General features: G+C 63.9%; 11 protein-coding genes. 5 read left to right on the forward strand and 6 right to left on the reverse strand.

The window, feature by feature from the left end; translation table 11 throughout:
• Positions 1 to 113: 113 nt before the first annotated feature.
• Entirely contained in the window at positions 114 to 1,577 is a 1,464-nt protein-coding gene (locus ACMGT0_RS22300) for a mechanosensitive ion channel domain-containing protein (protein ID WP_054056561.1), read from the reverse strand.
• Positions 1,578 to 1,654: 77 nt separating this feature from the next.
• On the reverse strand, positions 1,655 to 2,521 hold the full coding sequence (locus ACMGT0_RS22305; RefSeq protein ID WP_054056560.1) for a pirin family protein: 867 nt from the start codon (positions 2,519 to 2,521) through the stop codon (positions 1,655 to 1,657).
• 245 nt (positions 2,522 to 2,766) lie between these two features.
• Here ACMGT0_RS22305 and ACMGT0_RS22310 point away from each other — a divergent pair, with 245 nt between their 5' ends.
• The 5 genes from ACMGT0_RS22310 (at position 2,767) to dkgB (ending at position 8,938) form a co-directional block, all read left to right on the forward strand.
• Positions 2,767 to 3,906: an efflux RND transporter periplasmic adaptor subunit gene (locus ACMGT0_RS22310; protein WP_239687882.1), complete on the forward strand. Its 1,140-nt coding sequence runs from the start codon at positions 2,767 to 2,769 to the stop codon at positions 3,904 to 3,906.
• A gap of 1 nt (position 3,907) precedes the next feature.
• On the forward strand, positions 3,908 to 6,982 hold the full coding sequence (locus tag ACMGT0_RS22315; protein ID WP_416769817.1) for an efflux RND transporter permease subunit: 3,075 nt from the start codon (positions 3,908 to 3,910) through the stop codon (positions 6,980 to 6,982).
• A 260-nt stretch (positions 6,983 to 7,242) separates the two neighbouring features.
• Positions 7,243 to 7,794: a DUF2975 domain-containing protein gene (locus tag ACMGT0_RS22320; protein ID WP_416769819.1), complete on the forward strand. Its 552-nt coding sequence runs from the start codon at positions 7,243 to 7,245 to the stop codon at positions 7,792 to 7,794.
• Between the two features lie 9 nt (positions 7,795 to 7,803).
• Positions 7,804 to 8,025 (forward strand): helix-turn-helix domain-containing protein, encoded by a 222-nt coding sequence (locus ACMGT0_RS22325; protein ID WP_416769821.1) that lies wholly within the window; start codon positions 7,804 to 7,806, stop codon positions 8,023 to 8,025.
• A 109-nt stretch (positions 8,026 to 8,134) separates the two neighbouring features.
• Complete coding sequence (gene dkgB, locus ACMGT0_RS22330) at positions 8,135 to 8,938, forward strand: 2,5-didehydrogluconate reductase DkgB (protein WP_416769822.1); 804 nt, start codon at positions 8,135 to 8,137, stop codon at positions 8,936 to 8,938.
• A gap of 3 nt (positions 8,939 to 8,941) precedes the next feature.
• Here dkgB and ACMGT0_RS22335 read toward each other — a convergent pair whose 3' ends face one another.
• The 4 genes from ACMGT0_RS22335 to ACMGT0_RS22350 form a co-directional block, all read right to left on the reverse strand.
• Positions 8,942 to 9,568 (reverse strand): response regulator, encoded by a 627-nt coding sequence (locus ACMGT0_RS22335; protein ID WP_416769824.1) that lies wholly within the window; start codon positions 9,566 to 9,568, stop codon positions 8,942 to 8,944.
• Positions 9,569 to 9,803: 235 nt separating this feature from the next.
• A complete protein-coding gene (locus ACMGT0_RS22340) occupies positions 9,804 to 10,520 on the reverse strand; it encodes an MgtC/SapB family protein (RefSeq protein WP_054056556.1) in 717 nt (238 codons plus the stop codon).
• A gap of 27 nt (positions 10,521 to 10,547) precedes the next feature.
• Complete coding sequence (gene mgtA / locus ACMGT0_RS22345) at positions 10,548 to 13,313, reverse strand: magnesium-translocating P-type ATPase (protein WP_416769827.1); 2,766 nt, start codon at positions 13,311 to 13,313, stop codon at positions 10,548 to 10,550.
• Positions 13,314 to 13,810: 497 nt separating this feature from the next.
• Positions 13,811 to 14,293, reverse strand: coding sequence for a sigma-70 family RNA polymerase sigma factor (locus ACMGT0_RS22350; protein ID WP_054062853.1), 483 nt, complete (start codon positions 14,291 to 14,293; stop codon positions 13,811 to 13,813).
• Positions 14,294 to 14,542 lie beyond the last annotated feature (249 nt).

Genomic DNA, 14,542 nt, shown 5'->3' on the forward strand with positions numbered 1-14,542 from the left:
GCCTGCTTCGCGGATAAATCCGGCTCTCACATGTCTGTGTCATGCACAATATTGAAAACTGTGCCTGAACCTGTGGGAGCCGGATTCATCCGCGAAAGCGATATCCCTCTTCCCTAAAGTCCACGGCTACGCAGCCACTGCATGAACCCACGCTTGACCTCCGGCTTGGGCACCTCGCGGGTAAAGTTCTGCGCCGCATGCAGGCGGTGATCGAGCAGGCTGCGCATCGCCTCGCCGATATCATGCCGGGCATCCAGGCACGGCTTGAGGTATTCCTTCTCGATCCGGTACAGCAGGCAATCGGTCTTGGCCGTGAAGTCCGCCGGCATCCCCTGCTCGGCGAGGATCCCGGCTTCGCCGATCACCTCCCCCGGCCCCATCCGCGCCGCCTCCACGGGCTTGTCGCCGCGCAACAGCGTCACCGACACCACGCCCGACTCGATAATGAACAGATGGTCGCTGACCTCGCCCCGCGGCAGGATCACGCTGCCCGCGCGAAACAGCTGCGGGACCATGTTCTGGCTGAAGGTCTCCTTCTCCTCGGAACGCAGCGTCGAGAAGATCGGCGAACTTTCCAGCAGCGCCCGCGGGCGCGACGTCGAACTCGGCAAGGCACTCTCCACCGTGGACAGCAGGCTTACCCCCGACGCCTGCAAATGGCGGAACGCCAGGTCGAACAGCTGATTGCGCACCTCGCGCTTGAGCCCCATGGCGCTGACGAAACCGCTGATTTCGTATTCGACGCCCGTCGCACTGGAACTCTTGAGCGCCACGCTCGGCGCCGGCGTCGTCAACAGCGCCCGACAACCGAGCACCGCCCGCTCCAGGGCGTCGATCACCACATGGGGCCGCACATGCGGGCTGACCTGCAGGCTGATGGCCAGGCCGTGTACATCGCTGGGCCGGCTGAAGTTGATGATCCGCGCTTTCGCCGCCAGGGAGTTGGGCACCACCGCCAGGCTGCCCTGGGAGGTCTGCAGGCGGGTGGCACGCCAGTCGATATCGACCACCCGACCCTCGGTGCCGTCGATGGAGATCCAGTCATCGACCTGGTAGGGCTTGGTGGTGTTGAGCACGATGCCGGAAAACACGTCGCTGAGGGTGCTCTGCAACGCCAGGCCGACGATGATCGCGAACGCCCCGGAGGTCGCCAGCACGCCCTTGACCGGCAGATCGAGCACATAGGCCGCCGCCGCGATGATCGCGATCAGGAAGATGATCGCCCCCAGCACGTCCTGCAGCAGTCGCCCGGCATGCCCGACCCGCTGCATCATCACCGTGCCGACCAGTACCGTCAGGGTCCGTGCACCGAACAGCCACCAGCCGATCTGCAGGCCGGTGGCGGCCAGGTGCCGGGAGATATCCTCGGGCCAGGGCGCGATCTGCATCGGATTCATGCCTTCGTTGAACAGCACCAGGCTGTACAGCGAAAACACGGTCAGGCGCACCACCAGCTTCCAGTTGCTGCTGCGCGTGCCGAGCAGGCGCCACAGCAGCAGGTCGATCACCAGCAGGAACAGCGCGCACAGCAGCGGGTGTTCGGACAGCAGGGGGTGTTGGGTGAACAGGTCAGGCATCGCACGGCTCCGGAAACAGCTGGACAGCTGCAGGTGCCAAGGATAGCCCGCTTTCACCCACGGCTCACAGCCTGCCTTCAGTCATCCATGCGGCCGAAACGACCGCTGTGGAAATCGACGAAGGCCTGGTGGATTTCCGCCTCGGTGTTCATCACGAACGGGCCGTGGCCGACGATCGGTTCGTCGATCGGCTCGCCGCTGAGCAACAGCAGCATGGCGTCGGCATCGGCCTGCAGTTGCAGGCGTTCGCCGGCCTGTTCGAGCACCACCAGTTGCCCGGCGCCCGCCTGCGCCTCGCCGTTGACCTGCACACTGCCGCGCAGCAGCACCAGCACCGTGTTGTGGCCGGCGTGCAGGTCGAGGTTCAGCACCTTGCCGCCCGCCAGGCGAATGTCCCAGACATCGATCGGCGTGAAGGTCCGTGCCGGGCCGCGCTGGCCGTCGAACTCACCGGCGATCAGACGCAGGCGACCGGCACCGTCCCCGAGGGCGATGTTCGGAATGTCGCGGTCGAGGATGCCCTGGTAGCCGGCCGGTGCCGACTTGTCGCGCGCCGGCAGGTTGACCCAGAGCTGGACCATTTCCAGCCGGCCGCCACGGCGGGCAAAGGCTTCGGAATGGAACTCCTCGTGAATGATCCCCGCCGCCGCGGTCATCCATTGCACGTCGCCCGGCCCGATGATGCCGCCGGCACCGGTGGAATCGCGGTGCTCGACTTCGCCGTCATAGACGATGGTCACGGTTTCGAAACCGCGGTGGGGGTGCTGACCGACGCCGCGACGTTCGGTGGTCGGGGTGAATTCGGCCGGGCCCGCGTGATCGAGCATCAGGAACGGACTGATCTTCTGGCCGAGGCCATCGTAGGAAAACAGGGTGCGCACCGGAAAACCGTCGCCGACCCAGTGGCCACGCGGGCTGGTGTAAATACCAAGAATCTTTTTCATGGACGCCTCCATCAAGTCATGGGGCATAGCTTAGATTCGCCGCGTTTTTAGCGGTAGTCCGTAAAAATCAACCTCATCGTCCCAACCATGGAACGACCGCAACCGCCGAACGCCAAGCCGGATCGGCACGGCCGCAACGCCTTGGGCTGCGCCATGGACAAGGCAAGGCTGGCCATATTTACATTACACTCATAATATATAAAATATTACACACATAATATTTACTCCCACGATCGAGGTGCACCATGCAGCCACCCATTCGCGACATCATGCTGGCCCGATGGTTTTCCCACCTCCCCGCGCTGGTGCTGCTGATCCTGCTCGGCGGCTGCAACAGCCAGGCCGACTCTCAGCTCGGCGCGGCCCCTCCACGGGTGGTGCTGGCCGCCCGGGTAGAGCCGGCCAACCAGCAGGACAATGCCTATACCGGCGTGGTTGCCGCACGTACCGAAAGCGACCTGGGCTTCCGGGTGAGTGGCAAGGTCATGGAGCGCCGCGTCGATCCCGGCCAGCGTGTGCGCAAGGGCGATACCCTGCTGGTGCTGGATGTCCAGGACTTCGATCTGGCGCTCAAGGGCGCGAGGAACCGTGTGGTCGCCGCCCAGGCGCAACTGCGCCAGCGCCGTGACGATGCCGAGCGCTATCAGCGCCTGGCTACCACCGGGGCCGTATCACGGCAGATCTTCGACCAGGCCGCGACCAACCTGCGGGTGGCCGAGGCGGAGATGGCCTCGGCCGACTCCGACGCCCGGCAGATCGAAAATCGCCGGACCTATTCGGTGCTCAGGGCAGACGGCGACGGGGTGATCACCGAGGTTCGCGTCGATCGCGGCCAAGTGGTCGCCGAGGGGCAGGTGGTCGCCCGTCTGGCCCAGGACGGTGCCCGCGAAGCCGTGATCAACCTGCCGGAAAACCAGCGCAACCTGGCCGCCAACCCGGCCCGGGCATTTCCCTTCGGTGCTCCGGAACAGGCGGTTGAGGCCCGTTTGCGCGAGCTCTCGGCAGCGGCTGATCCCAGCACCCGAACCTTTCGGGCCCGCTATGTGCTCGACGGCCAGGCCGAACGTTTCGCCATCGGCTCGACCATCACCGTTCGCCTGTCCAGTGCCGCCGCCGAACAGACCCGCGTCCCCATCGGCGCCCTGCACGATCCCGGTACCGGCAGCGGAGTGTGGCTGATCGGCAACGACAACCGGGTCAGCTTCGTCCCCGTACAGGTTGCCAGCCTCGGCCAGGAATACGCCGTGCTCGACGGCGGAGTCAGTCCCGGCCAACTGATCGTCGCCCTCGGCGCGCACCTGCTGCACCCCGCAGAGCAGGTGCGGGTCCCGGATGCCCAATCGCTGGCGCTGAACCGAGCATCCTCCCCGATACAGGATCACTGACATGCGTGGCCTCAATCTCTCGCAACTGGCCGTTCGTCACGGTGCCGTGACGCTGTTTCTGATCCTCGCCATCATGGCCGCCGGCGTCTTCGCCTTCGGCAAGCTGGGCCGCTCGGAAGACCCCTCGTTCACGGTCAAGATCATGACCGTGACCGCCGCCTGGCCTGGCGCCACCGCCCGGGAAATGCAGGAGCAGGTGGCCGATCCCCTGGAGAAGCGCCTTCAGGAACTGGACTTCTATGATCGGGTCGAGACCATCGCCCAGCCCGGTTTCGTCTCGCTGAAAGTCAGCTTTCTCGACTCCACGCCTCCCAGCCAGATCCAGGAGTTGTTCTACCAGGCCCGCAAGAAACTCGGCGACGAAGCGGCGAAGCTGCCCAAGGGAGTGGTCGGACCGCTCTTCAACGACGAGTATTCGGACGTCTACTTCGCCCTCTACGCCCTCGAAGCCCGCGATCTGCCGCACCGCCAGCAGGTGCGGATGGCCGAGGACCTGCGCCAGGCCCTGCTCGACCTGCCAGGGGTGAAGAAGGTCAATATTCTCGGCGAACAGGCCCAGCGGATCTTCGTGGAATTTTCCTACGAACGCCTGGCGACCCTGGGCGTCAAGCCGGAGCAGATCTTCGCCGCCCTCGCCGCGCAGAACGCTGTCACGCCTGCGGGCTTTGCCGAGACCGCCGGGGCCCGGGCCTATATCCGTGTCGACGGCGCCTTCGACAGCCTTGCCCTGATCGAGAACGTGCCGTTGGTGGCGAACGGCAAGGTACTGCGCATCGCCGATGTGGCCAGTGTGACCCGGGGCTATGAAGACCCGCCCGGCTATCGGATTCGCCACCAGGGTGACCCGGCACTGATGCTCGGCGTGATCATGGAGAAACACTGGAACGGCCTGGAGCTGGACAAGTCCCTGCAGGCCGAGGAAGCCCGGATCAAGGCCGAACTGCCCTTGGGCGTGCGCTTCGACAAGGTCTCCGACCAGGCGAAGAACATCCGCCTGGCAGTGAATGAGTTCATGTTGAAGTTCTTCGTCGCCCTTGCCGTGGTGATGCTGATCAGCCTGCTGGCCCTGGGTTTCCGGGTAGGCCTGGTGGTGGCCGCCGCCGTGCCGCTGACGCTGTCGATCGTCTTCGTGGTCATGCTGCTGACCGGCCGCGAGTTCGACCGGATCACCCTCGGTGCCCTGATCATCTCGCTCGGCCTGCTGGTGGACGACGCGATCATCGCCATCGAGATGATGGTGGTGAAGCTCGAGGAAGGCTTCGACCGCCTGCATGCCGCGACCTTTGCCTGGAGTTCGACCGCCGCGCCGATGCTGACCGGGACCCTGGTGACCATCATCGGCTTCCTGCCGGTGGGCTTCGCCCGCTCCGGTGCCGGCGAATACGCCGGCAACATCTTCTGGATCGTCGGCTTCGCGCTCATCGCCTCGTGGCTGGTGGCAGTGGTCTTCACGCCCTACCTGGGGGTCAAACTGCTGCCGGCCATCAAGCCGCTGGCCGGCGGTCACGAGGCTTTGTACGACGGCCGCTGGTATCGGCGCCTGCGTGTCCTGGTGGAACATTGCGTGCGCCATCGCTGGCGGGTTACCGCGCTGGTGGTGAGCGCCTTTGTCCTCTGCGGACTGGGCATGGGCGTGGTGAAAAAGCAGTTCTTCCCCAACTCCGATCGTTCGGAGCTGATCCTTGAGGTCTATCTGCCGCCGGGCAGCGCCTTCAAGAGTACCGAAGCGGTCACCGCCCAGGTGGAGAAGGCCCTGCTGGCCGAACCGGAAACCCTGCTGGTGGACAGTTACGTCGGGGGTGGTGCGCCGCGCTTCTTCCTGTCGCTGAACCCCGAGTTGCCGGATCCGGCCTTTGCCAAGCTCATCGTGCAGACCGCCGATGCCCATGCCAGAGAGACGCTGAAACGGAAGATGCGCGAACGGATTGCCGCCGGGGCCTTTCCTTCGGCACGGGTACGGGTCACTCAATTGGTGTTCGGCCCGCCGGTCCCCTTCCCGGTGGTGTTCCGGGTCTCGGGACCCGATATCGAGGTGCTGCGTGGCGTGACCGAACAGGTCAGGCAGGTCGTGGCAGCGAACCGGCTGACCCGCGATACCTTCGTCGACTGGGGCGAGCGCACCAGCGCCTATCGCCTGGTGCTGGATCAGGACCGCCTGCGCCTGCTGGGTTTCACTCCGGACCAGGTGAAATCACAGCTCAACGCCCTGCTGCGCGGCAACCCGATCACCGAAGTACGTGAAGGCACGCGAGTGGTGTCGGTGGTGGCGCGTTCGCGCGGCGACCAGCGCGAAGACCTCGGCAACCTGGCCAACATGACCCTGACCAACAGTGCCGGCGAGTCGCTGCCGCTGTCACAGGTCGGGCATTTCCAGGCGGTGATGGAAGACCCGATCCTCAAGCGGCGCAACCGCGCCAGCACCTTCGAGGTGCGCGCCGATATCGTCGATGGCAGCCAGCCGCCGGACGTCGAACTGGCGGTATGGGCCGACCTGCAGCCGCTGCTGGCGAAACTGCCGGCCGGCTACAAGGTGGTGATCGCCGGACCCGTGGAAGAAAGCGTAAAGGCCAACGTGGCCCTGGCGGCCCTGTTCCCGATCATGATCCTGCTGACCCTGCTGGTGATCATGTTCCAGGTGCGCTCGTTCGGCGTGATGTTCATGGTCTTCGCCACGGCGCCCCTGGGGCTGATCGGAGCAATGCCGGCGCTGTTGCTGTTCAACCAGCCGTTCGGCTTCAACGCCATCCTCGGATTGATCGGGATTGGCGGGATCCTGATGCGCAACACCCTGATCTTCACCGACCAGATCCGCCAGAACCGGGAACAGGGCATGGCGATCAACGAGGCGATCGTCGAGGCCACGGTGCGCCGGACGCGGCCGGTGGTACTCACCGCGCTGGCAGCGGCCCTGGCATTCATCCCGCTGACACTCTCGGTGTTCTGGTCGTCGCTGGCCTACGTGCTGATCGGTGGCGTGCTGGTGGGCACCCTGCTGACCCTGCTGTTCCTGCCGGCGCTGTGCAGCCTGGTACTGGGGCGCACGGAACACGCGGTTGAGGTGCGGGTGCCGGGCTGAGATTGCGTGCGGGTGCCTGTGCCACGGTGCGTCACCGCAGGCGTTCCCACGCGCCGCGTGGAACGAGCGGAAATCGGTCCGACCGCTCCCTCAAGGGAACGGTCAGCTCCGTGGCCTGGCTTGACCCAACGGACAATAAATCAGTTACAAACGGATAAAATTATCGTTTTACAGTAAATAATTACTGCAATATATTCATTTCACGCCGCCCGCTTCGGGCGTTCATCCTTGCAAATCATCGATCTTACAAAGGACGTGTCATGACTCTCGATCGCCTGTCCAACCACAGCCGGCTCCTTGCCCACGCCACTCTGCTGCTGATCATTGCCATGCTGCTGGCCAATATCGCCTGCTGGTTCTACCCCAGCCTGGTCAGCGACTACGGCATCGGCTTCAACCTGGGGCTGCTGGCCACCCGCTACAACACCAGCGTTGCCGACATGCCGTCATGGCAGGTCGCCGGCTGCATCCTGCTGTCGAGCATCCCGTTGCTGGTCCTGGCACGAGGGCTGCTGGCCCTGCGCAGCCTGTTCCAGGCCTACAGCCGTGGCGATTACTTTTCGGCCGGTTCTGCCGAACACCTGGGCAAGCTCGGCAAGAGCGTCGCCTACTGGGTACTGGGCAGCCTGTTGCTGGAGCCGGCCTTGAGCGTGTGGATGACCTTCCTGCTGCCGGCAGGCCAGCGCATGCTGACCCTGGGCTTCAGCTCGGCGCAGTTGGTCGCCCTGTTTCTCGCCGCCTCGATCACGCTGATTGCGAAGATTCTCTACAATGCCTGCTCGCTGGCCCGTGAAAACCAGCAGTTTGTCTAGGACCCAACGATGCCAATCGAAATAAAACTGGATGTCATGCTCGCCCAGCGCAAGGTCAAGTCCAAGGACCTGGCCGCCGCCATCGGCATCACCGAACAGAATCTGTCACTGCTCAAGCAAGGCAAGGTGAAGGGCTTCCGTCTCTCGACGCTGGAAGCGATCTGCGCCTTTCTCGACTGCCAGCCGGGCGATCTGCTCAGTTACACAGAGGCCGAGGCGCTGGAGGAGTGACCGCCTATTCGTGATTACCGGTAAAGATTCCTTTGCTTGACTCCCTATTTTTCTCAAAGATGAGGACCGGGATACTCCTGCCCATTCCCCCTCATTCCAGGAGTCAAGCATGTCCATTCCCGCCTTTGGTCTCGGTACCTTCCGCCTGCAGGGCCAGGTCGTCATCGATTCGGTGAAGACCGCCCTCGAGCTGGGCTACCGGGTCATCGATACCGCCCAGATCTACGAGAACGAAGCCGAAGTCGGCCAGGCCATCGCCGCCAGCGGCGTGGCCCGCGACGAGCTGTTCATCACCAGCAAGATCTGGGTCGCCAACTTCGCCCAGGACAAGCTGATCCCCAGCCTCCGGGACAGCCTGCGCAAACTCGGTACCGATTACCTCGACCTGACCCTGATCCACTGGCCATCGCCCGCGGATGAAGTACCGGTCGCCGAATTCATGGCCGCCCTGCTGGAGGCCAAGGAGTTGGGCCTGACCCGCCAGATCGGTATCTCCAACTTCACCATCGACCTGATGCAACAGGCCATCGCCGCCGTCGGTGCCGAACAGATCGCCACCAACCAGATCGAACTGCACCCCTACCTGCAGAACCGCAAGGTCGTCGAGTTCGCCCGGAGCCAGGGTATCCGGATCACCTCGTACATGACCCTGGCCTACGGTGAAGTGCTCAAGGACCCGGTCATCCAGCAGATCGCCGAACGGCACCAGGCCACCCCGGCCCAGGTAACCCTGGCCTGGGCCATGCAACTGGGCTACGCGGTGATCCCCTCCTCGACCCGACGCGAGAACCTGGCCAGCAACCTCAAGGCCCGCGAGCTGCGCCTGAGCGACGACGACATGGCGCTGATCGCCGGCCTGGAACGCGGCCACCGCCTGACCAGCCCGGCCGGCCTCGCCCCGGCCTGGGACTGAGCCTCAGAGCAACTGGTTGCGCTTGGCGAACTCCGCCAGCGCGACCACCGACTTCAGGTTCAGCTTGTCGATCAGCCGGGTCTTGTAGGTGCTCACGGTCTTGTCGCTGAGCAGCATCAGCTCGCTGATCTCCTTGTTCTTCATGCCGCGGGCGATGTAGCGCAGGATGCTCAGTTCGCGATTGCTGAGGTTCTCGATCTGGCGTGCCTCGGTTTCGTTGACATGGGCGGCCATGCGCCCGTGATCTTCGAGACGGGGGAAGAAACTCTTGTTGAGCATCACCGCCCGCACCGCCAGTTGCAACTCATCGAGTTCGGCGGTCTTGGAGACATAGCCCAGGGCACCGGCGCGCATGCAGCGCTCGGAGTAGAACTCCGGCGATTGCTCGGTCAGCACCACGATCCTGCAGGGCAGTCCCAGCGCGCTGATACGGGTGATGACTTCCAGGCCATCGAGGCGGGGAATGTTCAGGTCCATCACGATCAACTGCGGTTCCAGTTCTCGCGCCCGCTGCACCGCATCGACGCCGTTGTCGGCCTCGGCGAGCACCTCGTAGTCGAGTTTCTCCAGCAATATCTTGATAGCCAGGCGAACGAACGGGTGATCGTCCACAATCAGTGCTGTACGCATCGCAAATCCTTGAGAAGTACGCCGGCCACTGCTTGAGACAGGTACGTGCTTGCATCGATCGAAAGAGAAAGGGATCCAACGAACTCAAGTGTAGGAAAGTTCTCGAAAACCTGCCTTGGCACGTCCCCTGGCGACCTCAAGGGCCAACCGGACGGATCGCGCACTTTAGCGAGCGGGGCCGGCGAGATATGTAGGAATAATCCCAAGACCAGGCTGCCGCAACGGTAGATGCGGTTCAATCGGTGGTGCTTGGACTCCAGAACGCCTGCTGCACCCGGCTGGAGGTCGACAACCGCGCCACCAGCGCATCCAGTTCGTCGCCATCGATCGAGGTGGCCGCCAGGGTCGCCTCGATCTCCACTTCGTCGTCGCCGACCGTGCGTACCTCGACGTCGCTGGCCGGGTAGTTGCTGCGCTCCAGTTCCTTCTCCAGCAGCGACAGCACGACCTTCTGCTCGGCCCGCAGGGCGGTCAGGTAGAGGATGTAGGTGACTTCCGCCGAGACCACGTCCAGCGGCTGGCGGTTGATGTAGTTGACGATCGGCCGCAGCAGGGTGTTCGCCGCCAGCACGAACAGGGTGCCGAGCAGCGCTTCGAGGATCAGGTCGGCCCCGGCACAGGCACCGACTGCTGCCGAGCCCCACAGGGTGGCTGCGGTGTTCAGGCCGCGGACGTTGCCCTCCTCGCGCATGATCACCCCGGCCCCGAGAAAGCCGATGCCGGACACCACATAGGCGACCACCCGCACCGCGCCTTCGGCGCCGCCGAGACGGTTGGCCATGTCGACGAAGATCGCCGCGCCGACCGCCACCAGCACGTTGGTGCGCAGGCCGGCGGTACGCTGCCGGTACTGGCGCTCGAAGCCGATCAGGCCGCCGAGGATGAAGGCCGCACCGAGGCTGACCAGGGTGTCGGTCAGCGAGTCGAGGTTGATGTTGTCCAGGGCCTTCATCCATTCACTCCAGGGTCGATACGCGGATCACTGCCAACCGAACCGCCGGCTGTAGAAGCCCTTCACCGCCTGCGTCAGCGCCATGTACGCCAGCAGGATCGCCGGCAGGAACACGAAGTACAGCGACGGCAACGCCTGCAGTTTGAAGTAGTGCGCCAGCGGACCCATCGGCAGGAAGATCCCCACCGCCATGATGATCCCGGTCATCACCATCAGCGGCATCGCCGCGCGGCTTTGCAGGAACGGAATCTTCGGTGTGCGGATCATGTGCACGATCAGCGTCTGGGTCAGCAGGCCGACCACGAACCAGCCCGACTGGAACAGCGTCTGGTGATCCGGGGTGTTGGCATCGAAGACATACCACATCAAGGCGAACGTGGTTATGTCAAAGATCGAACTGATCGGCCCGAAGAAGAACATGAAACGCCCGACGTCCGCCGGCTGCCAGCGCTGCGGCTTGCGTAGCAGGTCCTCGTCGACATTGTCGAAGGGGATGGCGATCTGCGAAATGTCGTAGAGCAGGTTCTGTACCAGCAGGTGCATCGGCAGCATCGGCAGGAACGGAATGAAGGCACTGGCCACCAGCACCGAGAACACGTTGCCGAAGTTCGAGCTGGCGGTCATCTTGATGTACTTGAGCATGTTGGCGAAGGTCCGCCGCCCTTCGAGCACGCCCTCCTCCAGCACCATCAGGCTCTTTTCCAGCAGGATGATGTCGGCCGCTTCCTTGGCGATGTCCACCGCGCTGTCCACCGAGATCCCGATATCGGCGGTGCGCAGGGCCGGTGCGTCGTTGATGCCGTCGCCCATGAAACCGACCACATGGCCGTTGGCCTTGAGCAGGCGGACGATGCGTTCCTTGTGCGACGGGGTCAGCTTGGCGAACACGTTGGTGGTCTCGATCGCCTTGGCCAACTGCTTGTCGCTCATGCGCTCGATGTCGTTGCCCATCAGCAGGCCCTGCTGCTCCAGGCCGACCTCACGGCAGATCTTGGCGGTGACCAGTTCGTTGTCACCGGTCAGCACCTTCACCGCGACACCATGTTCGGCCAGCGCGCGCAGGGCCGGCGCGGTGCTTTCCTTGGGCGGGTCGAGGAAGGCCACGTAGCCGATCAGGGTCAGGTCCTGCTCGTCCGCCAGGCTGTAGACGTCGCTCCCGGCTTCCATGGAGCGCGCGGCAACCGCCACCACCCGCAGGCCCTCCTCGTTGAAGGCCGCGGTGACCTGGCGAATCCGCGCCAGCAGTTCGTCGCTCAGCGCCACCTCGGCTTCGCCGTGGCGAACCCGGGTGCACACCGACAACACTTCCTCCACCGCGCCCTTGCAGATCAGCAGGTGCGGACAGTTCTGCTCGGCCACCACCACCGACATGCGCCGGCGGTTGAAGTCGAACGGAATCTCGTCGACCTTCTGGAACGCGGTGCCGACCTGCAGCTCGCGGTCGATCTCGACGTGCTCGAGCACGGCGACGTCCAGCAGGTTCTTCAAGCCGGTCTGGTAGTAGCTGTTGAGGTAGGCCATTTCCAGCACGTCCTCGGACTCCTCGCCCCAGACGTCGACATGGCGGGCCAGGAAAATCTTGTCCTGGGTCAGGGTGCCGGTCTTGTCGGTGCACAGCACGTCCATGGCGCCGAAGTTCTGGATCGCGTCCAGGCGCTTGACGATGACCTTCTTGCGCGACAGAAACACCGCGCCCTTGGCCAGGGTCGAAGTGACGATCATCGGCAGCATTTCCGGGGTCAGGCCGACGGCGATCGACAGCGCGAACAGCAGCGCCTCCATCCAGTCGCCCTTGGTGAAGCCATTGATGAACAGCACCAGCGGCGCCATCACGAACATGAAGCGGATCAGCAGCCAGCTGACCTTGTTGACACCGTGCTGGAACGAGGTCGGCGCACGGTCGGTGGCGCTGACCCGCTGGGCCAGGGCGCCGAAATAGGTATTGTTGCCGGTGGTCAGCACCACCGCGGTGGCGGCCCCGGAGACCACGTTGGTGCCCATGAACAGGATGTTGTCCAGATCCAGCGGGTTGGTGGCGCTGGGGTCGATCTGGCGGACGAACTTCTCCACCGGCATCGACTCGCCGGTCATCGCCGCCTGGCTGACGAACAGGTCCTTGGCGGTCAGTACCCGGCAGTCGGCGGGAATCATGTCGCCGGCCGAGAGCACGATCAGGTCGCCCGGTACCAGTTGGCGGATCGGCAACTCGATGCGCTGGGCACCTTGCACCTGTGCGCTGGCCGCATGGAACTTGCCGAACACCGGCGTGGTGTCCGCGGCGAAATCCCGGCGCATGACCGTCGCGGTGTTGCTGACCATGGCCTTGAGGGCATCGGCGGCCTTGTTCGACTTGGCTTCCTGCCAGAAGCGCAGCAGGGTCGAGAGCACCACCATGGAGAAAATCACCGTGGCGGCCTTGAGGTCATCGGTCAGCCAGGAGATCAGCGCCAGCAGGGTCAGCAGCAGGTTGAAGGGGTTCTTGTAGCAGTGCCACAGGTGCATCCACCACGGCAGCGGCTGCTCATGCTCGACCTCGTTGAGCCCGAACTGCTCGCGCAGGACCTGGGCCTGGGCTTCGCTCAAGCCGTCGGCATGGGCACCGAGGCGCTCCATCAGTCCCTGGGGATGATCGTTGGCCGCCGCCACCAGGGTCTGCGCCAGGGTCGGCGGGACCTCGCGGCTGACCGTCGCGTCGGTCATGCTTTCGAGCAGGGCCAGGCGGCGGAAGTGCCGGGCGAAGTGCCGGGTCCGCAGGAAACCGGCAAAGAATTCTTTCAACAGGGTGAGTTTCATGGGGCTGCCTCCCGTACCACCGGCCCGGCTCCTGCAACGGCAGGAGCACGGGCGACGTTGATCTTGCGAGCAGAGTCCGCAGGCGGGTTACCGCCAGCGTGCATTGCCCCGGATGGGACAGGCACGGCCGGCCGCCTGGCACAAACGCCGGGCGCGTCGATAGCGTCGCGACGGGCCACGGGGGCCGCATCACAGGCTGTTCAGTGTCGGGAAAAGGGACTTCGGGATACCGCCACCAGGGGCGTGATCGGGATGCCGCTTCTCGCTTTCGGGCGAGACAACGGCAGGGAGAGACTGCGCGTTATCTTGCCGAGAATATGCCGGTCATCGGAACCGGCCGACTACTGTCACTCGAACAAGTACCCACATGGGCCTCCGCAATGGATGAAAACGCGCGAAGCTTACACTTCGACATTTGCAGCGTAAACGGTAACAAAGTGTTTCGCAGCGCTACCGGAAAGTTCTTCAGGAAGGGTTCAGGTTCGGGCCGCCCGGCCTCATTCACAGTCCCACTGGCGCATACGGGCACGGCAGTGTTTCATCGCGTTGACGATGTGCTTTTCCACCAGGCTGCGGGAGATGTTCAGGCGTTCGGCGATCTCCGGGTGCGACAGGCCCTCCAGCTTGCGCAGCATGAAACTGTCGCGGCACAGGCGCGGCAGCTCGGCCAGGGCACGTTGCAGCATGTGCAGGCGCAGGTCATGGTCCAGTGCGGTCTGTGGCGAAGGACTGAAAAACCGCTCATCGGTATCGAGCACCGCCAAAGGCTCGTTCTGGCGCACGGCATTGCGCCGATGGTCGTCGATCATCAGGTTCATCGCCGTGCGATAGAGGAAGGCCCGCGGCTGTTCGATCGGAGTATCGCTGGAGCGCTCCAGCACGCGTAAATAGGCATCATGCACCACATCCTCGACAACCTGACGGTTGCCCAGTTTCGCATTGAGGAAACACACCAGCTCGCGGTAGTAGTTTTCCAACATGACTCCTGTCCGCACGCTCGGCGGGCCTGTCCCTGAGCCATCGGCGGCCAGGGCTCGATGATGGCAGTTTGAAAAGATGTAATTTATAGTAATTCTCATATAGATTTAAAGTGTTCCCGGGCAAAAGCCTGAAATGTCTGGAAAAACAGGGCCGGACAAAGACTTAAATTCGCAACCGGGCTTCTCGTCTAACTGAAATCTCCCGTGTCCCTGCCAGCAGCCGGAAACAGCCCGCTGGCGTGATCACGG

Origin of the sequence: Pseudomonas sp. RHF3.3-3, from assembly GCF_048069595.1 — a bacterium.
In the GTDB taxonomy this organism is placed as follows: domain Bacteria; phylum Pseudomonadota; class Gammaproteobacteria; order Pseudomonadales; family Pseudomonadaceae; genus Aquipseudomonas; species Aquipseudomonas fuscovaginae_B.